General features: G+C 62.5%; 22 protein-coding genes. All 22 read left to right on the top strand.

The window, feature by feature from the left end; translation table 11 throughout:
* The first annotated feature begins 122 nt into the window (after nt 1-122).
* Nucleotides 123-728, top strand: coding sequence for an NADH-quinone oxidoreductase subunit C (locus ACIQ2A_RS10465; RefSeq protein ID WP_398478641.1), 606 nt, complete (start codon nt 123-125; stop codon nt 726-728).
* A complete protein-coding gene (locus ACIQ2A_RS10470) occupies nt 728-1,921 on the top strand; it encodes an NADH-quinone oxidoreductase subunit D (protein ID WP_398478643.1) in 1,194 nt (397 codons plus the stop codon). The genes ACIQ2A_RS10465 and ACIQ2A_RS10470 overlap by 1 nt, the downstream gene beginning before the upstream one ends.
* Nucleotides 1,918-2,883: an FkbM family methyltransferase gene (locus tag ACIQ2A_RS10475; RefSeq protein ID WP_398478645.1), complete on the top strand. Its 966-nt coding sequence runs from the start codon at nt 1,918-1,920 to the stop codon at nt 2,881-2,883. Before ACIQ2A_RS10470 ends, ACIQ2A_RS10475 begins: the two co-directional genes overlap by 4 nt.
* 11 nt (nt 2,884-2,894) lie before the next feature.
* Nucleotides 2,895-3,683 (top strand): NADH-quinone oxidoreductase subunit NuoE, encoded by a 789-nt coding sequence (nuoE, locus tag ACIQ2A_RS10480; RefSeq protein ID WP_398478647.1) that lies wholly within the window; start codon nt 2,895-2,897, stop codon nt 3,681-3,683.
* Complete coding sequence (locus ACIQ2A_RS10485) at nt 3,680-3,895, top strand: hypothetical protein (protein WP_398478649.1); 216 nt, start codon at nt 3,680-3,682, stop codon at nt 3,893-3,895. Before nuoE ends, ACIQ2A_RS10485 begins: the two co-directional genes overlap by 4 nt.
* 11 nt (nt 3,896-3,906) lie before the next feature.
* Nucleotides 3,907-5,232, top strand: a complete 1,326-nt coding sequence (nuoF, locus tag ACIQ2A_RS10490) for an NADH-quinone oxidoreductase subunit NuoF (RefSeq protein ID WP_398478651.1) — start codon at nt 3,907-3,909, stop codon at nt 5,230-5,232.
* Nucleotides 5,233-5,237: 5 nt separating this feature from the next.
* Complete coding sequence (gene nuoG / locus ACIQ2A_RS10495) at nt 5,238-7,283, top strand: NADH-quinone oxidoreductase subunit NuoG (protein WP_398478653.1); 2,046 nt, start codon at nt 5,238-5,240, stop codon at nt 7,281-7,283.
* A gap of 4 nt (nt 7,284-7,287) precedes the next feature.
* A complete protein-coding gene (gene nuoH / locus ACIQ2A_RS10500; RefSeq protein ID WP_398478655.1) occupies nt 7,288-8,313 on the top strand; it encodes an NADH-quinone oxidoreductase subunit NuoH in 1,026 nt (341 codons plus the stop codon).
* Nucleotides 8,314-8,320: 7 nt separating this feature from the next.
* Nucleotides 8,321-8,809 carry an NADH-quinone oxidoreductase subunit NuoI gene (gene nuoI / locus ACIQ2A_RS10505; RefSeq protein ID WP_398478657.1) on the top strand — a complete coding sequence of 163 codons (489 nt, stop codon included), beginning with the start codon at nt 8,321-8,323 and terminating at the stop codon, nt 8,807-8,809.
* Between the two features lie 9 nt (nt 8,810-8,818).
* Nucleotides 8,819-9,457, top strand: coding sequence for an NADH-quinone oxidoreductase subunit J (locus ACIQ2A_RS10510; RefSeq protein ID WP_398478659.1), 639 nt, complete (start codon nt 8,819-8,821; stop codon nt 9,455-9,457).
* The gene (gene nuoK, locus ACIQ2A_RS10515) at nt 9,454-9,762 is read left to right on the top strand and encodes an NADH-quinone oxidoreductase subunit NuoK (protein WP_211908799.1); all 309 of its coding nucleotides are present in this window, start codon (nt 9,454-9,456) and stop codon (nt 9,760-9,762) included. The genes ACIQ2A_RS10510 and nuoK overlap by 4 nt, the downstream gene beginning before the upstream one ends.
* A 7-nt stretch (nt 9,763-9,769) precedes the next feature.
* Nucleotides 9,770-11,860 carry an NADH-quinone oxidoreductase subunit L gene (gene nuoL / locus ACIQ2A_RS10520; RefSeq protein ID WP_398478661.1) on the top strand — a complete coding sequence of 697 codons (2,091 nt, stop codon included), beginning with the start codon at nt 9,770-9,772 and terminating at the stop codon, nt 11,858-11,860.
* Entirely contained in the window at nt 11,860-13,383 is a 1,524-nt protein-coding gene (locus ACIQ2A_RS10525) for an NADH-quinone oxidoreductase subunit M (RefSeq protein WP_398478663.1), read from the top strand. Before nuoL ends, ACIQ2A_RS10525 begins: the two co-directional genes overlap by 1 nt.
* A gap of 23 nt (nt 13,384-13,406) precedes the next feature.
* Nucleotides 13,407-14,843 (top strand): NADH-quinone oxidoreductase subunit NuoN, encoded by a 1,437-nt coding sequence (nuoN, locus tag ACIQ2A_RS10530; protein WP_398478665.1) that lies wholly within the window; start codon nt 13,407-13,409, stop codon nt 14,841-14,843.
* A complete protein-coding gene (locus ACIQ2A_RS10535) occupies nt 14,843-15,652 on the top strand; it encodes a biotin--[acetyl-CoA-carboxylase] ligase (RefSeq protein WP_398478668.1) in 810 nt (269 codons plus the stop codon). Before nuoN ends, ACIQ2A_RS10535 begins: the two co-directional genes overlap by 1 nt.
* Nucleotides 15,649-17,325, top strand: coding sequence for a ribonuclease J (locus ACIQ2A_RS10540; RefSeq protein ID WP_398478670.1), 1,677 nt, complete (start codon nt 15,649-15,651; stop codon nt 17,323-17,325). The genes ACIQ2A_RS10535 and ACIQ2A_RS10540 overlap by 4 nt, the downstream gene beginning before the upstream one ends.
* Nucleotides 17,326-17,349: 24 nt before the next feature.
* Nucleotides 17,350-17,754, top strand: a complete 405-nt coding sequence (gene mce / locus ACIQ2A_RS10545) for a methylmalonyl-CoA epimerase (RefSeq protein ID WP_398478672.1) — start codon at nt 17,350-17,352, stop codon at nt 17,752-17,754.
* A gap of 7 nt (nt 17,755-17,761) precedes the next feature.
* Nucleotides 17,762-18,037 carry a DUF1467 family protein gene (locus ACIQ2A_RS10550; protein ID WP_398478674.1) on the top strand — a complete coding sequence of 92 codons (276 nt, stop codon included), beginning with the start codon at nt 17,762-17,764 and terminating at the stop codon, nt 18,035-18,037.
* Between the two features lie 37 nt (nt 18,038-18,074).
* On the top strand, nt 18,075-18,455 hold the full coding sequence (locus ACIQ2A_RS10555; RefSeq protein WP_398478676.1) for a hypothetical protein: 381 nt from the start codon (nt 18,075-18,077) through the stop codon (nt 18,453-18,455).
* Between the two features lie 623 nt (nt 18,456-19,078).
* Nucleotides 19,079-20,398, top strand: coding sequence for a proline--tRNA ligase (proS, locus tag ACIQ2A_RS10560; protein ID WP_398478678.1), 1,320 nt, complete (start codon nt 19,079-19,081; stop codon nt 20,396-20,398).
* 76 nt (nt 20,399-20,474) lie between these two features.
* Nucleotides 20,475-21,755: a lipoprotein-releasing ABC transporter permease subunit gene (locus ACIQ2A_RS10565; protein ID WP_398478680.1), complete on the top strand. Its 1,281-nt coding sequence runs from the start codon at nt 20,475-20,477 to the stop codon at nt 21,753-21,755.
* 8 nt (nt 21,756-21,763) lie between these two features.
* Entirely contained in the window at nt 21,764-22,462 is a 699-nt protein-coding gene (locus tag ACIQ2A_RS10570) for an ABC transporter ATP-binding protein (RefSeq protein ID WP_398478683.1), read from the top strand.
* Nucleotides 22,463-22,585 lie beyond the last annotated feature (123 nt).

Consider the following 22,585-nt stretch of genomic DNA (forward strand, 5'->3'; position numbering starts at 1 on the left):
GAGACAGTGGAATGGCAAGTTCTTCGAACATGGTCATTCCTCTGCTGCGCGATAGTAACCGGCGAATTTGAAGAGCGGCTGAGCGTATCAGAAAAGCGCTTGAGCGATCTGGAGACCCACAAGTGACTGATCTTTCCGGTCTGGGCGATATCATCAAGGGCGCATTGCCCGGTGCCGTCGTCAGCACCTCGGTCGCCTTCGACCAACTGACGCTGAATGTGGACGTGTCGAAGATCGTCGAGATCATGCAGTTCCTGCGTGACGATCCGCGCTGCCGTTTCGTCAACTTCACCGATGCGACGGCCGTGGATTATCCCGGCCGCGAGAAGCGTTTCGACGTCGTCTATCACCTGATGTCGCCGTTCCTGAATGTGCGTCTGCGCGTCAAGGCGCTGGCCTCGGAGACGACCCAGGTGCCGTCGATCATCGACGTCTTCCCGGGCGCCGACTGGTTCGAGCGCGAGGCCTATGACCTCTATGGCGTGATCTTTGTCGGCCATCCCGACATGCGTCGTTTGCTGACGGACTATGGCTTCGACGGCCATCCGCTGCGCAAGGATTTCCCGCTCACCGGTTTCGTCGAGGTTCGCTACGACGACCAGGAGAAGCGCGTGATCTATGAGCCGGTCCGGCTCAATCAGGAATTCCGCAAGTTCGACTTCCTGTCGCCATGGGAAGGCGCCGATTATCCGACGCTGCCCGGCGACGAGAAGGCAGGGGTTAAGTGATGAACGATCAACCCGGCGTCCGCAATTTTACGATCAACTTTGGCCCGCAGCATCCGGCAGCGCACGGCGTGTTGCGTCTGGTGCTCGAGCTCGACGGCGAAGTCGTCGAGCGCGTCGATCCGCATATCGGTCTGCTTCACCGCGGCACCGAGAAGCTGATCGAGCAGAAGACCTATATGCAGGCGATCCCGTATTTCGATCGCCTCGATTACGTCGCGCCGATGAATCAGGAGCATGCCTTCTGTCTCGCCGCCGAAAAGCTGCTCGGCATCACCGTGCCGCGCCGCGGCCAGCTGATCCGCGTGCTGTATTCGGAAATCGGCCGCATCCTGTCGCATCTGCTCAACGTCACCACGCAGGCGATGGACGTCGGCGCGCTCACCCCGCCGCTGTGGGGGTTCGAAGAGCGCGAAAAGCTGATGGTGTTCTATGAGCGCGCCTCGGGCTCGCGCATGCATGCGGCATTCTTCCGCGTCGGCGGCGTGCATCAGGACCTGCCGCCCGCGCTCATCAACGACATCGACGCCTGGTGCGATGCGTTCCCGCGCGTGCTCGACGATCTCGAGACGCTGCTCACCAACAACCGCATCTTCAAGCAGCGCAACGTCGATATCGGCGTCGTGAAGCTGGACGACGCCTGGAAGTGGGGCTTCTCCGGCGTGATGGTGCGCGGTTCGGGCGCGTCGTGGGACCTGCGCAAGGCGCAGCCTTACGAGTGCTACGGCGAGATGGAATTCGACATTCCGATCGGCAAGAATGGCGACTGCTACGATCGCTATTGCATCCGCGTCGAGGAGATGCGCCAGTCCACCAAGATCATGAAGCAGTGCATCGCCAAGATGCGCGCGGCGGACGGGCAGGGGCCTGTCGCCGTCGAGGACAGCAAGATCTTCCCGCCGCGTCGCGCCGAGATGAAGCGCTCGATGGAAGCGCTGATCCATCACTTCAAGCTCTATACCGAAGGCGTGCATGTGCCCGAGGGCGAGGTCTATGCCGCCGTGGAAGCGCCGAAGGGCGAATTCGGCGTGTATCTGGTCTCGGACGGCAGCAACAAGCCGTACAAGTGCAAGATCCGCGCGCCGGGCTTTGCGCATCTTCAGGCGATGGACTTCCTGTGCCGCGGCCACCAGCTGGCCGACGTCTCGGCAATCCTGGGCTCCATCGATATCGTGTTCGGTGAGGTCGATCGGTGACATTGACGCCTCCCATCCAGTTTGACCGCGCATCGGGCGCGCTCCAGGGGGTAAACCTCTGGGAGCGCACGATGGCGTGCGTGCTGGCGGCAGGCTCGAAAATGTCGGCGTCGTTCTCGCATCGCGGCTACAATATGTGCGCCAATCTGATGCGCGCGACTGTGCTGCCGGCGCGCAATCTGGTGGTGAAGCTGAATGCGGATGCGCTGTTCGCATTCCCGTTCGGCGACGGCTACTGGAGCAAGCTGCTCGACCGCGGCTTCTCCTACGAAGACGAGCTTGAGCTGCTGTTCAAGAATTCCGTCGATGTCGATTACACGCTGCTCGATTGCGGCGCGAACTATGGCTACTGGTCGGTGCTGGTCTCGAGCGCGCCGTTCGGCTCGCACAAGGCCATTGCCATCGAGCCGTCGGGCGAGAATTTCCCGAAGCTCGCGAACAACGCAAAGATCAATGGTGATCGTTTCGAGGTCATCAAATGCGCGATCGGTTCGGTGCGCGGTACCGCGCGGCTGTCGGGCACCAAGCATGAGGCCTTCAGCATCGCGGGCGACCAGAGCGCCGGCGAGGAAGTGCCGGTCATCGCGCTCGACAATCTGCTCGACGACGGCAAGCTGTCGATGGCGGGTAAATATCTCATCAAGCTCGACGTCGAAGGCGTCGAGATCGAGGCCATCAAGGGCGGCACGCGTTTGCTGCAGGGCGACTCGGTCATCATGTGCGAAGAGCACGGCAATGACCCCGCGCACACGGTCTCGCGCTACATCCTGGATCAAACACCGCTGTCGCTGATCGTGCATGATCCCGCCACCAACCGTTTCGAAACCGTGACCGAGTTGTCGATTCTCGATCGCATCAAGGTGTCCACACACGTTGGCTACAATGTGTTCGGCACCTCCAGTGCGTTCTGGCTCGATCGCTTCAATAATCTGAATGCGAGCGCGGCGCGCCGCGCTCACTGAGAGTAACCACCATGTCTGTCCGCCGTCTGGCCCCGAAAGAACAGCAGCCCGCATCCTTCGACTTCACGCCCGAGAACCTGGCGTGGGCGAAGAAGCAGATCGAGAAGTTTCCGCCGGGTCGTCAGGCCTCCGCGGTGATCTCGATCCTGTGGCGTGCGCAGGAGCAGCATGCCGGCTGGGTGTCGGAAGCGGCGATCCGCTATGTCGCCGACATGCTGGAGATGCCGTATATCCGCGTGATGGAGGTTGCGACCTTCTACACGATGTTCCAGCTGCAGCCGGTCGGCAAGAAGGCCCACATCCAGGTCTGCGGTACCACGCCTTGCATGCTGCGCGGCGCCGGCGACCTCATCGATGTCTGCCAGCACCGCATCCATCACGATCCCTTCCATCTGTCGGAAGACGGTGATTTCTCGTGGGAAGAGGTCGAGTGCCTCGGCGCCTGCGTCAACGCCCCGATGGCGATGATCTGGAGCGACACCTACGAGGATCTCGACCGCGACAGCATGAACAAGCTGATCGACGGCTTTGCCGCGGGCACGCCGCCGAAGCCGGGTTCGCAGATCGGCCGTCAGTTCGCAGCCCCCGAAGGCGGCGCGCGCGTGATGAAGGACGGTGGCGCGCCGAACTACACCAAGTCGGAGGCTCTGACCAAGGAGCCGGCGCTCGCTGATGCCGAGCCGAAGAAGCAGACCGAGTCCGCCAACGCGCAGGAACGCCCCGCGCCGAAGGCGCCGGCTGCTGACGCGACCAAGGACAATCCGCCGAAGGGCGGCGCTCCGAAGGAGCCGAAGAAATGAAACGCGCGCGCGTGAAAGCCATTGCATTGAAGTCGGGGGACGATGCCATGAACAAGTGGCTGTACATGCTGCTGCACACTGCAGCCGCGGCTGCGTTCATGTTTGTCCTGCAGCGTTTCGTGCTGCAGTCCACGTTTGAATCGAGCTTGATCTGGGCGATGGCCTTCGGCCTTGGCGCCGCAGTGATCGCCTTCAAGCAAACCAATCGCTGATCGAGGAAGCCATGCTCGACGACAAGGACCGCATCTTCCGCAATCTCTACGGCCTCGACGACTTCGGTCTCGAAGGCGCGCGCCGTCGTGGCGGTTGGGATGGCACCAAGGCCATTATCGACAAGGGCCGCGACTGGATCATCAACGAGATGAAGGCGTCGGGCCTGCGCGGCCGCGGCGGCGCCGGCTTCCCGACCGGCATGAAGTGGTCCTTCATGCCCAAGGAAAGCAAGGACGGCCGTCCGAGCTATCTCGTCGTCAATGCCGACGAGTCCGAGCCTGGTACGTGCAAGGACCGCGAGATCATGCGCCACGACCCGCATACGCTGGTCGAGGGCTGCCTGATCGCGTCTTTCGCGATGGGCGCCAATGCCTGCTACATCTATGTGCGCGGCGAATTCATCCGCGAGCGCGAGCGCCTGCAGGCCGCGATCGATCAGGCCTATGATGCCAACCTGATCGGCAAGAACAACATCCATGGCTGGCCGTTCGACCTCTATGTCGCCCATGGCGCCGGCGCTTACATCTGCGGTGAAGAAACCGCGCTGCTCGAAAGCCTCGAAGGCAAGAAGGGCCAGCCCCGCCTGAAGCCGCCATTCCCCGCCAATGTCGGCCTCTATGGCTGCCCGACCACGGTGAACAATGTGGAGTCCATCGCCGTTGCGCCGGACATCCTGCGTCGTGGCGCGTCGTGGTTCGCCGGCATCGGCCGTCCGAACAATGTCGGCACCAAGCTTTACGGCATCTCGGGCCACGTCAACACGCCCTGCGTCGTTGAAGACGCCATGAGCATTCCGTTCCGCGAGCTGATCGAGAAGCATGGCGGCGGCATTCGTGGTGGCTGGGACAATCTGCTCGCGATCATCCCGGGCGGCGCATCGTGCCCGATGATCCCGGCCGCGGATTGCCAGGAACTCATCATGGATTTCGACGGCACCCGTGCCGTGAAGTCCTCGTTCGGCACCGCGGGCGTCATCGTCATGGACAAGTCCACCGACGTTGTCGCCGCGATTGCCCGCATCAGCTACTTCTTCAAGCATGAGAGCTGCGGCCAGTGCACGCCGTGCCGCGAAGGCACCGGCTGGATGTGGCGCGTGCTCACCCGCATGGTCGATGGCCGCGCCCACAAGCGCGAAATCGACATGCTGCTCGAAGTTACCAAGCAGGTCGAAGGCCACACCATTTGCGCGCTCGGCGATGCCGCCGCGTGGCCGGTGCAGGGCCTGATCCGCGCCTTCCGCCCGGAGATCGAACGCCGCATCGAAGAGTTCAGCCGCAAGGCTTCCCTCGACGATCAGGGCATTCTCGATCCCGCGCATCTGGTCGCGGCGGAGTAAGCACAATGACGAAACTGATCGTTGACGGCAAAGAGATCGATGTCCCCGCGGACTACACGCTGCTGCAGGCGTGTGAAGCCGCTGGCGCCGAGATTCCGCGCTTCTGCTATCACGAGCGCCTGTCCATCGCCGGCAACTGCCGCATGTGCCTGGTGGAAGTGAAGGGCGGACCGAAGCCGGTTGCCAGCTGCGCCTGGGGCGTCCGCGACTGCCGTCCGGGCCCGAATGGCGAGCCGCCGGAGATTTCCACGCGTTCGCCGATGGTCAAGAAGGCCCGCGAAGGCGTGATGGAGTTCCTGCTCATCAACCACCCGCTGGATTGCCCGATCTGCGATCAGGGCGGCGAGTGTGACCTGCAGGACCAGGCGATGGGCTATGGTGTCGACACCAGCCGCTTCGCAGAGAACAAGCGCGCCGTCGAGGACAAGTATCTCGGCGCGCTCGTGAAGACCTCGATGACCCGCTGCATCCAGTGCACGCGCTGCGTCCGTTTCGCCGCCGAAGTCGCCGGCGCGCCGGAAATGGGCGCCATCGGCCGCGGCGAGGACATGGAGATCACCTCCTTCCTCGAAACCGCGCTGACCTCGGAGCTGCAGGGCAATCTCGTCGATATCTGCCCGGTCGGTGCGCTGACCTCGAAGCCTTATGCCTTCGCGGCGCGTCCGTGGGAGCTCGGCAAGACCCAGTCCATCGACGTGATGGATGCGGTCGGTTCGGCCATCCGCGTCGATACCCGTGGCCGCGAAGTGATGCGCATCCTGCCGCGCGTCAATGAGGCGGTGAACGAGGAGTGGATTTCGGACAAGACCCGTCACGTGGTTGACGGTCTGCGCACCCAGCGCCTCGACCGTCCGTATCTGCGCGAAAACGGCAAGCTGCGTGCAGCGACCTGGGGTGAGGCGTTTGGCGCCATCGCTGCAAAGGTTGCAGCCAGCGGCAACAAGGTCGGCGCCGTCGCCGGCGATCTCGCCGCCGTCGAGGAAATGTTCGCCATCAAGGCGCTGCTGGCCTCGTTGGGTTCAAGCAATGTCGCGACCGCCAACACCGCCGGCTTCGATGCCGGCGCGGGCCGCGCATCCTACATCTTCAATCCGACCATCGCCGGCATCGAGCAGGCCGATGCGCTGCTGATCGTGGGCTCCAACCCGCGCAAGGAAGCGGCCGTTCTCAACGCCCGTATCCGCAAGGCCTGGCGCGGCGGCAACCTCAAGATCGGCGTGATCGGCGACAAGGCCGATCTGACCTATCGCTACGATCATCTCGGCGCCGGTACCGAGACGCTGGCCGATGTGATGGCCGGCAAGCATTCGTTTGCTGAAGTGCTCAAGAACGCCAAGAACCCGATCATCCTGGTCGGCGCAGGCGCTTTCTCGCGTGCGGACGGCGCTGCGGTGCTGGGGCAGGTTGCGAAGCTCGCCTCGGACATCGGCGCGATCAAGGACGGCTGGAACGGTTTTGCCGTGCTGCAGTCGGCGGCATCCACCGTCGGTGCGCTCGATATCGGCTTTGCCGGCGGCAATATTGCCAGCGGCGCAGACGTCGTGTTCTCGCTCGGCGCCGATGATGTCGCGATCGCCGACGGCGCGTTCGTCGTCTATATCGGTACTCACGGCGAGCGCGGCGCCCACCGCGCCGACGTGATCCTGCCGGGCTCGGCCTATACCGAAAAGTCCGGCATCTTCGTCAATACCGAAGGCCGCGTGCAGATGGCGGAACGCGCCGGCTTCCCGCCGGGCGATGCCCGCGAGGACTGGGCGATCATCCGCGCTCTGTCCGACGTGCTCGGCCACAAGCTGCCGTTCGACTCGCTGGCGCAGCTGCGCCAGGCGATCTTCAAGCAGGCGCCGCATCTGATGCGCCTCGACCAGATCGAGGCCGGCGATGTCGCCGGCATCAAGACCCTCGCAGGGAAGGGTGGCAGCGTCGACAAGGCGCCGTTCAAGAGCCCCGTCGAGGATTTCTACCTCACCAACCCGATCGCGCGTGCGTCAGCCGTCATGGCGGAATGTTCCCGCCTGGCTTCCGGCCAGTTGCTGACGGCGGCGGAGTAAGACGATGGCTGAACTCTGGACTAGCACTCTCTGGCCGCTGATCATCATGATCGCGCAGAGCCTTCTCGTGCTCGTATTGCTGCTGGTGGCGATCGCCTACATCCTGCTGGCGGACCGCAAGATCTGGGCGGCGGTGCAGATCCGTCGCGGCCCCAACGTGGTCGGCCCGTTCGGTCTGCTGCAATCCTTCGCGGACTTGCTGAAATTCGTGCTGAAGGAGCCGGTGGTTCCGTCGGGCTCGAACAAGGGCGTGTTCCTGCTGGCGCCGCTGGTGTCGTGTATCCTGGCGCTCGCCGCCTGGGCCGTGATCCCGTTCAATCCCGGCTGGGTCATCGCCGATCTCAATGTCGGCGTGCTCTACATCTTCGCGATCTCGTCGCTGTCGATCTACGGCATCATCATGGCCGGCTGGGCGTCGAACTCGAAATACCCGTTCCTGTCGGCGCTGCGCGCCGCCGCGCAGATGGTGTCCTACGAAGTCTCCATCGGCTTCGTCATCATCACCGTTCTGCTCTGCGTGGGTTCGCTGAACCTCTCGGCCATCGTGATGGCGCAGGATTCGAAGTGGGGCATCCTCGGCTGGTACTTTATCCCGCTGTTCCCGATGTTCATCGTGTTCTACGTCTCGGCGCTGGCGGAAACCAACCGTCCGCCCTTCGATCTCGTGGAAGCGGAATCGGAACTGGTCGCGGGCTTCATGACGGAATACGGCTCGACCCCGTATCTCCTGTTCATGCTCGGCGAATACGTGGCCATCGTGTCCATGTGTGCGCTGGCGACCATCATGTTCCTCGGTGGCTGGCTGTCGCCGATCCCGTTCGCGCCATTCACCTGGGTGCCGGGCATCATCTGGTTCGCCATCAAGGTGATGTTCATGTTCTTCATGTTCGCGATGGCGAAGGCGATCGTGCCGCGCTACCGCTACGACCAGCTGATGCGTCTCGGCTGGAAGGTGTTTCTGCCGCTGTCGCTGGCTTACGTGATCATCGTCGCCGGCGTGCTGCAATTCGGGGGCCTGGCTCCGAAATGAGGTCACTATGAATATCAGGGCAACAGCTCATTCGCTGCTTCTGGCGGAGTTCGCGCAAGCGTTCGTCCTCGCCATGAAGTATTTCTTCAAGCCGAAGCCGACCTTGAACTATCCGTTCGAGAAGGGCCCGATCTCGCCACGCTTCCGCGGTGAGCACGCACTGCGCCGTTATCCCAACGGCGAAGAGCGCTGCATCGCCTGCAAGCTGTGCGAAGCCGTGTGCCCGGCCCAGGCCATCACCATCGAGGCCGGCCCGCGCCGCAATGACGGCACCCGCCGCACGGTGCGCTACGACATCGACATGGTGAAATGCATCTATTGCGGACTGTGTCAGGAAGCCTGTCCGGTCGATGCGATCGTCGAGGGGCCGAATTTCGAATTCGCCACCGAGACGCGCGAGGAGCTTTTCTATGACAAGGCCAGGCTGCTCGCCAATGGCGATCGCTGGGAACGCGAGATCGCCAAATCGCTCGCGCTCGACGCGCCGTATCGCTAAGGGGCAATCATGATCTTCCCCGCACTGTTCTTCTATCTGTTCGCCGGCGTTTGCGTCGCCTGCGCGGTCATGGTGATCGCGTCGCGCAATCCCGTGCATTCCGTGCTGTTCCTGATCCTCGCTTTCGTCAACGCATCCGGCCTGTTCATCCTGATGGGCGCCGAATTCTTGGCGATGCTGCTGATCGTCGTCTATGTCGGCGCGGTCGCGGTGCTGTTCCTGTTCGTGATCATGATGCTCGACGTCGACTTCGCGCAGCTGCGTGAAGGCTTCATCCAGTATCTGCCGGTCGGCCTGCTGGTCGGCGCGATCTTCCTCGCCGAACTGCTGCTCGTGGCGGGCGGCTGGGTGATGAACCCGAATGCCGGCAAGGCGATCACCGCGGCGATCCCGACCAATGTGTCGAACACAGAAGCGCTCGGCCTCGTGCTCTACACGACCTACATTCACTACTTCCAGCTGGCCGGTCTCGTGCTGCTGGTCGCCATGATCGGCGCCATCGTGCTGACGCTGCGCCATCGCGGCTACGTCAAGCGCCAGGACATCAATGTCCAGAACGCGCGCACCAAGACCATGGCCATGGACGTGCGCAAGGTGCCGGTCGGGCAGGGCCTGCAGGACTCGGACTCGGGGAACTGGATCAAATGACCATCGGTCTCGGACACTATCTGGCGGTCGCCGCGATCCTGTTCACGCTCGGGATCCTGGGCATCTTCCTGAACCGCAAGAACATCATCGTCATCCTGATGTCGATCGAGCTCATTCTGCTCTCGGTCAACATCAACATGGTGGCGTTCTCGACCTTCCTTGGCGACATCGTCGGCCAGGTGTTTGCGCTGCTGGTGCTGACCGTGGCCGCTGCGGAAGCAGCGATCGGTCTCGCCGTGCTCGTCGTGTATTTCCGCAACCGCGGTTCGATCGCGGTTGAAGACGTCAATCTGATGAAGGGCTGAGCCAGTTATGATCCAGGCTCTTGTATTCCTGCCGCTGATCGGTGCGCTGATCGCTGGCGCCATCGCTCTTGCGGGTGCGCATGGTCGCAACCCCAGCGGCGACGAGATGGACCACGCGCATGGTCACGACGACCATGGCCACGGCCATGCCGACGCCCACGCGGCGCATGCGCATGATGATCATGGCCACGGCCATGATGATCACGACGATCACCACCACGTGGCCGAGCCGGCTGCTTTTGGTTCGCGCGCGGCCGAGCTGATCACCGCCGGCCTGCTGGTGGTGTCGGCGGCTTTGTCCTGGATCACCTTCGTCGACGTCGCTTTCAACCACCACGATGCACGCATCGTGCTGCTGAGCTGGATCAATTCGGGCGACTTGCAGCTCTCCTGGACGCTGCGTGTCGATACGCTGACCGCCGTCATGCTCGTCGTCGTCACCACGGTGTCGTCGCTCGTGCACATCTATTCGCTCGGCTACATGGAAGACGATCCGAACCGCCCGCGCTTCATGGGCTATCTGTCGCTCTTCACCTTCATGATGCTCATGCTGGTGACCGCGGATAACCTGCTGCAGCTGTTCTTCGGCTGGGAAGGCGTCGGTCTCGCCTCGTATCTGCTGATCGGTTTCTGGTTCAAGAAGCCGTCGGCGAACGCCGCCTCGATCAAGGCGTTCGTGGTCAACCGTGTCGGCGACTTCGGCTTCCTGCTCGGCATCTTCGGCATCTTCATGCTGCTGGGCACTACCGATTTCGACACCATCTTCGCCGGCGCGCCGGCCCTGGCCGGCAAGACCATCAACTTCTTCGGCTGGCATGCCGATGCCCTGACGCTGATCTGCCTGCTGCTGTTCGTCGGCGCCATGGGCAAGTCGGCCCAGTTCCTGCTGCACACCTGGCTGCCGGACGCGATGGAAGGCCCGACGCCTGTGTCGGCGCTCATTCACGCCGCCACCATGGTCACCGCGGGCGTCTTCATGGTTGCCCGCATGTCGCCGCTGTTCGAACTCGCGCCGAACGCGCAGAACGTGGTCATGCTGGTCGGCGCCACCACGGCGTTCTTCGCAGCCACCATCGGTCTCGTGCAGAACGACATCAAGCGCATCGTCGCTTACTCGACCTGTTCGCAGCTCGGCTACATGTTCGTGGCGCTGGGGACGGGGGCTTACTCGGTCGCCATGTTCCACCTGTTCACGCATGCCTTCTTCAAGGCGCTGCTGTTCCTGGGCTCGGGCTCGGTGATCTATGCGATGCATCACGAGCAGGACATCCGGAAGATGGGTGGCCTGTGGAACAAGATCCCGTTCACCTATGCGATGATGACCATCGGCACGCTGGCTCTGACCGGCTTCCCGTTCACCGCCGGTTACTTCTCGAAGGACGCGATCATCGAAGCGGCTTACGCCTCGCACAATCCGTTCGCTTTCTACGGCTTCCTGATGACCACGGTCGCAGCGCTGCTGACCTCGTTCTATTCATGGCGGCTCGTGTTCAAGACCTTCCACGGCAAGCCGCATGATCAGAAGCACTACGATCACGCGCATGAACCGCCGATGTGGATGCTGTTCCCGCTGGCTGTTCTCGGTATCGGTTCGTTCGCGGCCGGTCTGCCGTTCAAGGAATCCTTCGCCGGCCACCACGTGGGCGAGTTCTTCCGCGAGTCGCTGAAGATGAACCCGCACATCCTCGAAGAGATGCATCACCTGCCGACCTGGGTGCCGTATCTCCCGACGGTGATGATGGTACTGGGCTTCCTGATCTCGTACCTGTTCTACATCCGCAAGCCGTATCTGCCTGTTGAACTCGCGAACCAGCATCCGCTGCTCTACAAGTTCCTGCTCAACAAGTGGTATTTCGACGAGCTGTACGACCTGATCTTCGTCCGTCCGGCCAAGTGGATCGGTCACTTCCTGTGGAAGAAGGGCGACGGCATGGTCATCGACGGCTTCGGGCCGGACGGTGTCTCGTCCCGCGTGCTCGACGTCGCGCGCGGCGCGGTCAAGATCCAGACCGGCTATCTCTATCACTACGCCTTCGCGATGCTGATCGGCGTCGCCGGGTTGATCACCTGGTTTATCTTCGGCCTGGGGGGCCACTAATGTCCGGCTCTGTCATGACCTGGCCGATCCTCTCGGTCACCACCTTCCTGCCGACCGTCGGCGCCGTGCTCGTCTATCTGATGGCGCGCGGCCGCGACGAGGCGGCCGACCGTAACGCCAAGTGGATCGCCCTGTGGGCGACCATCGCGACCTTCGCCGTGTCGCTGATCATGGTGGCGCGTTACGACGGTTCGAATGCCGGCTTCCAGTTCGTCGAAAAGGCGCCCTGGCTGGCTGCGACCATCAACTACCATATGGGCGTTGACGGCATCTCGTTCCCCTTCGTGATCCTGACCACTGCGCTGATGCCGTTCTGCATCCTGTGCTCGTGGAAGTCGGTCTCGAAGCGCGTGCCGGAATACATGATGGCGTTCCTGGTGCTGGAAACGCTGATGATCGGCACCTTCTCGGCGCTCGATCTCGTGCTGTTCTACCTGTTCTTCGAAGGCGGCCTGATCCCGATGTTCCTGATCATCGGCATCTGGGGCGGCCCGCGCCGCGTCTATGCGTCGTTCAAGTTCTTCCTCTACACGTTCTTGGGCTCGGTCCTGATGCTGCTCGCCATCATGGCGCTGTACTGGCAGGCGGGCACCACCGATATCCCGACGCTGATGCAGACCGCGATGCCGCGCAGCCTGCAGATGTGGGCGTGGCTGGCGTTCTTCGCGTCCTTTGCCGTGAAGATGCCGATGTGGCCGGTGCACACCTGGCTGCCGGATGCGCACGTGGAAGCGCCGACGGCCGGCTCGGTCGTGCTGGCTGCCATCATGCTGAAGATGGGCGGCTACGGCTTCCTGCGCTTCTCGCTGCCGATGTTCCCGGATGCGTCGCTGTATTTCGCACCGATGGTGTGGACGCTCTCGGCGATCGCGATCGTCTACACGTCGCTCGTCGCCTTGATGCAGGAAGACATCAAGAAGCTGATCGCTTACTCGTCGGTCGCGCATATGGGCTACGTCACCATGGGCATCTTCGCCGGCACCCAGCAGGGTGTTGCGGGCGCGGTGTTCCAGATGATCTCCCACGGCATCGTGTCGGGTGCGCTGTTCCTCTGCGTCGGCGTTGCCTATGACCGCATGCATACCCGCGAAATCGCGGCCTATGGCGGTCTCGTCAACCGGATGCCGATCTACGCGATGCTGTTCATGGTCTTCACCATGGCCAATGTCGGTCTGCCCGGCACGTCGGGCTTCGTCGGTGAATTCCTGACGCTGCTCGGCACCTTCAAGGTCTCGATCCCGACCGCGACGGTCGCTTGCGCCGGCGTCATTCTCTCGGCGGCCTATGCGCTGTGGCTCTATCGCAAAGTGGTGTTCGGTGATCTGACCAAGCCGGCGCTGATGGGCATGAAGGACATGACCGCCCGCGAAGGCCTGCTGCTGGTGCCGCTCGCCATTCTCACCATTCTGTTCGGTGTCTATCCGAAGCCCGTCCTCGACATGTCGGCGGCCTCGGTTGATCTCGTCGTCAAGAATTATGCTGCTGCAACTGCTGCCGTGAAGGCAGCGGCACTGCTGCACTGACCGCAGCGGACCAGGATCTCGCTATGACCATTACGACCGCTGGATATTCACTGTTGCCCGTGCTGCCGGAGCTGATCCTGGCAGTGGGCGCCATGGTGCTGTTGATGATCGGCGCCTTCAACGGGCCGAAGGTGACGGGGCTGGTATCGGCGCTCGCCATCTGCCTGTTGATCGTCACGGGCATCGTCGAAGTGATGCTGCCGGCTGGCAAGCTCGTCACCTTCGGCGGCAGCTTCATCGTCGATGATTATGCGCGATTCCTGAAAGTGCTGGCGCTGGTCGCCTCGGGCGTCACGCTGCTGCTGTCGCGTGAATTCCTCGAACACGACACCCGCCGCATTTTCGAGTATCCGATCCTGGTGCTGCTCTCGACCATCGGCATGATGGTGCTGATCTCGGCCGGCGACCTGATCATGCTCTATCTCGGCCTCGAACTGATGAGCCTTGCGCTCTATGTCGTCGCCGCCTCGAACCGCGACAATGCCAAGTCCACCGAAGCGGGCCTGAAGTATTTCGTGCTGGGCGCGCTGTCGTCGGGCATGCTGCTCTACGGCGCCTCGATGGTCTATGGCTTCACCGGCACCGTGAATTTCGCCGGCATCGCCGCCGAAGCCAAGAACGGCAATATTGGCCTGGTATTCGGCCTGGTGTTCCTGCTCGCCGGTCTCTGTTTCAAGGTCTCGGCCGTGCCGTTCCACATGTGGACGCCGGACGTCTATGAAGGCGCGCCGACCCCGGTCACCGCGTTCTTCGCCTCGGCCCCGAAAGTGGCAGCACTCGCGGTGTTCACCCGCGTCGCGCTCACCGCATTCCCCGGCATTGCCGTGCAGTGGCAGCAGATCGTGGTGTTCGTGTCGCTGGCCTCCATGGTGCTCGGCTCCTTCGCTGCCATCGGCCAGACCAACATCAAGCGCCTGATGGCCTATTCGTCCATCGGCCACATGGGCTTCGCGCTGGTCGGTCTCGCCGCCGGCACGCAAGAGGGTGCGCAGGGCGTGCTCGTCTACATCGCGATCTATGTCGCGATGACGCTGGGCTCTTTCGCCATCATCCTGACCATGAAGCGCAACGGCCAGCAGGTGGAGAGCATTTCGGACTTTGCCGGCCTCTCGCGCACCAATCCGGTCGTGGCATTCTTCTTCGCCATGTTCCTCTTCTCGCTCGCCGGCGTGCCGCCGCTGGCAGGCTTCTTCGGCAAATTCTACGTCTTCATGGCCGCCATCAAGTCGGGCCTGTTCGTGCTCGCTGTGGTCGGCGTTCTCTCGTCGGTCGTCGGTGCGTTCTATTATCTGCGCATCGTCAAGCTGATGTATTTCGACGAGCCGGCTGGTGCACTCGATCCGATGCGCGTCGAGCTGCGCACCGTGCTTGCGGTGACAGGCGAGTTCAACATCCTGTTCTTCGTCTATCCGGCGCCGCTGGTCAGCGCAGCTCAGCTGGCCGCGAAGTCGCTCTTCTAGTGGCGTTCGCGCTCGGGCCACGAGCACTGGCGGCGGGCACGCAGCTCGCCGCCTTCGACAGCACCGGTTCCACCAACATCGAAGCCATGGACCGTGCCCGCGCAGGCGAACGCGGTCCGATGTGGTTCGTGACCACGGAGCAGACCGCGGGCAGGGGACGACGTCACCGTCCGTGGATCGCACCGCGCGGCAATCTCGCCAGCAGCATCCTTGAAGTGATGGATCTCGCGCCCGCCCAGGCGGCGACGCTTGGCTTTGCGGCAGGGCTCGCGCTGGAAGCGGCGCTGCAGCGCGTCAGCGTGGAAGCGCGGATGCGCGCGCCCGACGCCGTTCCGGAGTTCCGCCTGAAATGGCCGAATGACGTGCTGGCCGGGAAGGCCAAGCTCTCGGGTATCCTGCTCGAAGCCGAGGCGGTTCCATCGGGGCTCGCCGTCGTGGTCGGCATCGGCACCAATGTCGTGGCGCATCCCGAAGACACGCCATATCCAGCCACCTCGCTGCGAAAAATCGGCCTCGATGTCGATGCCGAGGGGCTTTTCACCGCGCTGTCGGACGCTTGGGCGGAATATCGCGCCATCTGGGACAACGGCCGCGGTTTCGGCGCCATTCGGACCAAGTGGCTGGACCGCGCCGCTGGACTCGGCGAGCCCGTGTCCGTACAGGCTGGTCACTCCACAGTTTCTGGAATCTTCGATACGATTGACGACGCCGGTTGTCTGATTGTTGCCACTGCGGACGGTCGGCATATGCCGATCTCGGCGGGCGACGTTCACTTCGGCTCCGCGGCGTCGGCAAGGACTGGACAATGACAAGACCCGACGAACTTACATTTGCATCGCTGGGAGGTGTCGGCCAGATCGGCATGAACCTGTCGATCTATGGCCTCGGCAATCGCCACCAGCGCTCCTGGCTGGCGATTGATCTCGGCGTCTATTTCGGCGATGAGGAGCATCTGCCCGGCATCGATCTGGTGATGCCGGACATCACCTTCCTCGAGAAGCAGAAGAAGAACCTCGTCGGTCTCGTGCTCACGCATGCCCATGAGGATCACTTCGGCGCCATTATCGATCTGTGGCCGAAGCTGCAATGCCCGATCTATGCGACCAAGTTCTCTGCGGCGCTGTTCGAGGCGAAGTGTGCGGCCGAGCGTGGCTCGCCGAAGATCCCCGTGACCGTCGTCGAGTCCGGTTCGCGCTTCAATGTCGGCCCGTTCGATATCGAAATGATCCCGGTCGCGCATTCGATTCCGGAATCCCACGCCATCGCGATTCACTCGCCGGTCGGCACCGTGCTGCACACGGGCGACTGGAAGATCGATCCGACCCCGATCATCGGCAAGCCCACCGACGAGAAGCGGTTGCGCGAACTCGGCGACGAGGGCGTGCTGGCGATCATCGGCGATAGCACCAATGCCGTGCGTGATGGCCGTTCGCCGTCCGAGATGGAAGTGGCTGCGACTCTCACCAAGCTGGTGATGGCCTCCAAGGGCCGCGTTGCTGTCACGACCTTCGCATCGAATGTCGCCCGCGTGCGTGCCGTTGCCGAGGCTGCGCAAGCGTCCGGCCGCGAGGTCGTGCTGGTCGGTCGCGCCATGGAGCGCGTCGTGCAGGTGGCGCGCGAATGCGGCTATCTCGACGGCCTGCCGGCGTTCCGCAATGCCGACTATTACGGTCACTTCCCACCGGACAAGGTGCTGGCGCTTTGCACGGGCAGCCAGGGCGAAAGCCGCGCGGCCCTTGCGCGCATCGCCAATGACGATCATCCGATGGTGACGCTCAACAAGGGCGACACGGTGATCTTCTCGTCGCGCACCATTCCCGGCAATGAGAAGGCCGTCGGCACCATCATCAACGGTCTCGTCACCCAGGGCATCGAGGTCATCACCGACCGCGACGCGCTAGTGCATGTCTCCGGCCATCCGCGCCGCGACGAGCTGCGCGACATGATTTCGTGGGTGCGCCCGGAACTGCTGATCCCGGTGCATGGTGAAGCGCTGCATCTCAGCGAGCACGCGAAGCTCGCGCGTGCTTGTGGCGTGCCGAAGGTGATGATCGTCAAGACCGGCGATCTCGTGAAGCTCGGACCCGGCGATTCCGCGGTGATCGATCAATTGCCGTCGGGCCGCATCTTCAAGGATGGCAGCATCCTCGAAAGCGAGAAGTCGCGCGCCGTCAGCGAGCGTCGCCGTCTCGGTTTTGCGGGCTGCGCCATGGTTGCGCTGGCGATCAACAGCAAGGGCGATCTGCTCGACGATCCCGCCGTGGATCTGATCGGCATTCCCGAGAAGAACAGCGCTGGCCTGTTGCTCGATGACATCGTCTATGACGTCGTGGTCGAGGTGGTCGAGAACCTGCCAAAGGCGCGCAAGCGGGATCCCGATGCCATGGCGGAATCGGTGCGGCGAGCGGTCAGATCGAACCTGGCCGAACACTGGGGTAAGAAGACCATCTGCTATGTGCAGGTGCTGGTGATCGAACAATAAGAAAACAAATACGGAGGAGACATCATGCTGGGCAGGCTCAATCACGTGGCGATCGCCGTTGCCGACGCCGCCAAGGCCGCGAAGATCTACGGCACCGCTTTCGGCGCCGAGATCTCCGACCGCGTGCCGCTGCCCGAGCATGGTGTCTACACCGTGTTCGCGACGTTGCCGAACACCAAGATCGAATTCATCGAGCCGCTCGGCGACGCGTCGCCGATCGCAAAGTTCGTCGAGCGCAATCCCGACGGCGCCATCCATCATCTCTGCTACGAAGTGCCGGATATCATCGCGGCGCGTGACCAGCTGATCAGCGAAGGCGCCCGCGTGCTCGGCGATGGCGAGCCGAAGATCGGCGCGCATAACAAGCCCGTGCTGTTCCTGCATCCGAAAGATTTTTCGGGCGCCTTGGTCGAGATCGAACAGTCCTGAGGGCGCGATGGCCTATACGATCTCGACGGCGCTCGCGATCTACTTCGTGATCTGGTGGGTCACGTTGTTCCTGACGCTGCCATTCGGCGTGCGCAGCCAGCAGGAAGCAGGAGAGGGCATCGAAGGCACCGATCCCGGTGCGCCCGTGCTGGCGCGCATGGGACGCAAGCTGATCTGGACCACCGCGCTATCCGCTGTGTTCTTCGCAGCCGGAATGGCGGCGCATAACGCCGGCTATCTGAACATCGAGCGGCTGTCGAAACTGATGGGCATTCCGCTGTGAGCCCGCGTGCGATCACAGCAAGGCGGAGGGCAATTGCATGAAGCGCTTTCTGTTGTTCCTGTTGCTTGGTCCAGCCGTTGGCTTCGCGACATTCGAAATCCGGGAAGTACTGAGCGGAAAGGTGATCGGCGGTTTTCCCGGCTTCATCATGGGATTGCCTTTCGCTTATTGGTTCGGGCTCATTCCCTCGCTGATCATGTGGGGCGAAGACTGGTTCCTGGAAGACAAGATGGGCCTGTGGCCGAAGGTGCTGACCTCGACCATCACCGGCTATGTCGTCAGCATCGCGATGCTGAAGATCTGGACCTCGGTGCCGATTCCGCTGTCGCAGGTGCTGACTTTCGGTTTCGTCGGTGCATCGCAGGGACTTGTGTGTTCGTGGCTGTCCGGCATCAAGCCGAAGCGTGCGGCGGCGTAGGGCGGATAAGGCGAAGCCGTCATCCGCCATTCTTCGCCCAACACAATCGGCCGGCGGATGACGCTGCGCTCATCCGCCCTACATCCCCATGCAGCAATTCGCCGCGTATCAACGGCTTGCATCACTCGTCGGAATTGGCGATAGAGAGCTTGCTCGCTAGGCGAACAGACCTTGTTCGCAAAAAAAAGAGCAGGGCACATGGCCCTGCTCGGAAAATTGTGTCGACCCTATATACCCCGATCGTTGGATTTTATCGTTTGATTGGCGGGTTGACGCTGCTTTGGCGCGTCAGGGTTCCTCCCGAGACTTGGACCGTTTCAGGCTTCATCCTTGCGGATGTGCCTGAGCTTTGAGTCGTAGCTGAACTTTTTGTGTTTGTCATCAATTTCGGCATAGTCTGTTCAAAATTGAGGCATGCATAGAATTCAATGACGTTTTGCTACTGAGGGTTGTCGTTTCCGCCGTTATAGGCCGGATTTGAAACGCGGAGGTTGCGCAACCTGCCGCAGACTGCAACGGATTTGCTCCGTCGGGCATCGATTCAGCCGCCGCCCTTGTGTTTTGCCGCCCGATCCGGTTTCACTCGGGCCTTCAAATTTCCCTCCGATTCCTTAGGCTTCACGATGCGGCTGTCGCGCTATTTTCTTCCCATCCTCAAGGAAACGCCGAAGGAAGCGGAGATCGTCTCGCATCGGTTGATGCTGCGTGCCGGCATGATCCGTCAGGAAGCCGCCGGCATCTATGCCTGGCTGCCGCTCGGCCTGCGCGTGCTGAAGAAGATCGAGGCTATCGTCATCGAGGAGCAGAACCGCGCCGGCGCCATCGAGCTGCTGATGCCGACCCTGCAGCTCGCCGATCTCTGGCGCGAAAGCGGCCGCTATGACGCGTACGGCCCCGAGATGCTGCGCATCACCGATCGCCACAAGCGTGAGCTGCTCTACGGGCCGACCAACGAGGAAATGATCACCGAGATTTTCCGCGGCTACGTAAAATCCTACAAGAGCCTGCCGCTCAATCTCTATCACATCCAGTGGAAGTTTCGCGACGAGCAGCGTCCGCGTTTCGGCGTGATGCGTGGCCGCGAATTCCTGATGAAGGACGGCTACTCGTTCGATATCGACGAGGCCGCAGCGAAGCATTCCTACAATCAGATGTTCGTCGCCTATCTGCGCACCTTCGCCCGGATGGGCCTGAAGGCGATTCCGATGCGCGCCGAGACCGGTCCGATCGGCGGCGATCACAGCCACGAATTCATCGTGCTTGCCGAAACCGGCGAGTCCGCTGTGTTCTGCAACAAGGATGTGCTCGACCTGCCGATCCCGCCGGCCGACGTCGATTACAAGGGCGATCTCTCGGGGATCATCAATCAGTGGACCTCGATCTATGCGGCCACCGAAGACGTGCATGACGCCGCGCGCTTCGCAAGCGAAGTGCCGGAAGACAAGCGGCTGAACACCCGCGGCATCGAGGTCGGCCAGATCTTCTATTTCGGCACGAAATATTCCGACAAGATGCAGGCCAATGTCGCCGGTCCCGACGGCGCCGAAGTGCCGGTGCATGGCGGTTCTTACGGCGTCGGCGTGTCGCGTCTGCTGGGTGCGATCATCGAGGCCAGCCATGACGACAACGGCATCATCTGGCCGGAAGAAGTCGCGCCGTTCCGTGCGTCGATCCTCAACCTCAAGCAGGGCGCGGCCGATACGGATGCGGCTTGCGAGGCGCTCTACAAGGAGCTGACCGCCAAGGGCGTCGATGTCCTCTATGACGACACCGACCAGCGCGCCGGCGGCAAGTTCGCCACCGCCGATCTGATCGGCGTGCCCTGGCAGATCCTCGTCGGTCCGAAGGGATTGGCCGAGGGCAAGGTCGAGCTGAAGCGCCGCAGTGACGGATCGCGCGAGAACATCTCGCCGGCCGAGGTCGTCGCAAAGCTGACGTCCTGACAACTTATCCACTATGGCATCGCCGCATCCTGTGCGATGCGGCTAGAATAAGCCCGATTCGTATGGGAGTCGGACGTTGGATGATGCCATGAGCGAGCCAGTTCGAACCCCACCCTTCGCCGCCTTCGAATGGCTGCTGTCCGGACGTTACCTCCGTGCACGCCGTAAGGAAGGATTCATCTCGGTCATCGCCGGCTTCTCTTTTGTCGGCATCATGCTCGGCGTCGCCACGCTGATCATCGTGATGGCCGTGATGAACGGTTTTCGCAAAGAGCTGCTGGACAAGATTCTCGGCCTCAATGGCCATATCCTCGTGCAGCCGCTGGAGCGTCCGCTCACCGACTGGAAGGAAGTCGCCGACCGCATCAATGGCGTCGATGGCATTCGCCTTGCGGCGCCGGTCGTCGATGGCCAAGCGCTGGGCTCGTCGGCCTTTGGTGCATCCGGCGTGTTCGTGCGCGGCATTCGCTCGGCGGACCTGAACAATCTCACCTCCATCGCCAAGAACATTCGGCAGGGCACGCTGGAAGGTTTTGATGAAGGGCAGGGTGTTGCGATCGGTCGCCGGCTCGCTGATCAGCTCTCGCTGCATGCCGGCGACAACATCACGCTGGTGGCGCCGAAAGGTGCTGTGACGCCGATGGGCACGACGCCGCGCATCAAGCCCTACAAGGTCGCGGCGGTGTTCGAGATCGGCATGTCCGAATATGACTCGACCTTCGTGTTCATGCCGCTGGCCGAGGCGCAGGCCTATTTCAACCGCAACAACGACGTCACGTCCATCGAGGTCTATACCAACAATCCCGACAAGATCGATGGCTACCGCAAGGCGGTGACCGAGGTCGCGGGACGCCCGATCTTCCTCGTCGACTGGCGGCAGCGCAACGCGACCTTCTTCAATGCGCTACAGGTCGAGCGCAATGTGATGTTCCTGATCCTGACGCTGATCGTGCTGGTGGCCGCGCTCAACATCGTGTCCGGCCTGATCATGCTGGTGAAGGACAAGGGCGCCGATATCGCCATCCTGCGCACCATGGGCGCCTCGCAGGGCTCCATCATGCGCATCTTCCTGATCACCGGTGCTGCAATCGGCGTCGTCGGCACGCTGGTCGGTTTCGGCGTCGGCCTGCTTGTCTGCATGAATATCGAGGCGATCCGCCAGTTCATCTCGTGGATGACCTCCACCGAACTGTTCTCGCCCGAACTCTACTTCCTGTCCAAATTGCCGGCGGAGATCGATGTCGGCGAGACGTCAGCGGTGGTCATCATGGCCCTGACGCTGTCGTTCCTCGCCACGCTGTATCCGTCATGGCGTGCGGCGCGGCTCGATCCCGTTGACGCATTGAGATACGAGTGATGGCTGAGATGGCGCAAGGGGACGAGGATACACCGGCTCTGTATCTGCACGACGTCAAACGGCAATACACCCAGGGCGAAAGCGTCCTGACCATTCTCGACCATGCCAAGCTCGGCCTGTGGGCCGGGCAGTCGGTGGCGCTGGTGGCGCCGTCGGGCTCGGGCAAGTCGACGCTGCTGCACATCGCCGGTTTGCTGGAAAGCCCTGACGAGGGCGAGGTCTATGTCGGCGGCACCGCGACGCTCGGCCTGTCGGATGCCGAGCGTACGCAGATCCGCCGCACCGATATCGGCTTCGTTTATCAGTCGCATCGCCTGCTGCCGGAATTCACCGCACTTGAGAATGTGATGCTGCCGCAGATGATCCGCGGCTTGAAGCGCTCCGAGACGGTCAATCGCGCCAAGGAAATCCTGGCCTATCTCGGCCTCGGCGATCGCATTACCCATCGCCCCGCCGAACTCTCCGGCGGCGAGCAGCAGCGCGTGGCGATCGCGCGCGCCGTGGCGAATGCGCCGCGGGTGCTGCTGGCGGACGAGCCGACCGGCAATCTCGATCCGCATACGGCGGATCATGTGTTCAACGCGCTGATGCAACTGGTGAAGGCCACGCGGGTCGCGATGCTGATCGCGACGCATAATATGGAGCTCGCCGGCCGCATGGATCGGCGGGTGTCGCTGGAAAACGGCAAGGTGATTGAACTGGCGTGAGGCTTTCTTTTCCTTCCCTCAAGCGTGGCGTAGCCACGCGCAGCGGGGAGGGTGGATCGAACGCGCAGCGTTCGAGACGGGTGGGGTGTTTCCACAAACTCTGTCTTACGTGGGGATAGACCC

The organism is Tardiphaga sp., from assembly GCF_044336785.1.
GTDB lineage: Bacteria > Pseudomonadota > Alphaproteobacteria > Rhizobiales > Xanthobacteraceae > Tardiphaga.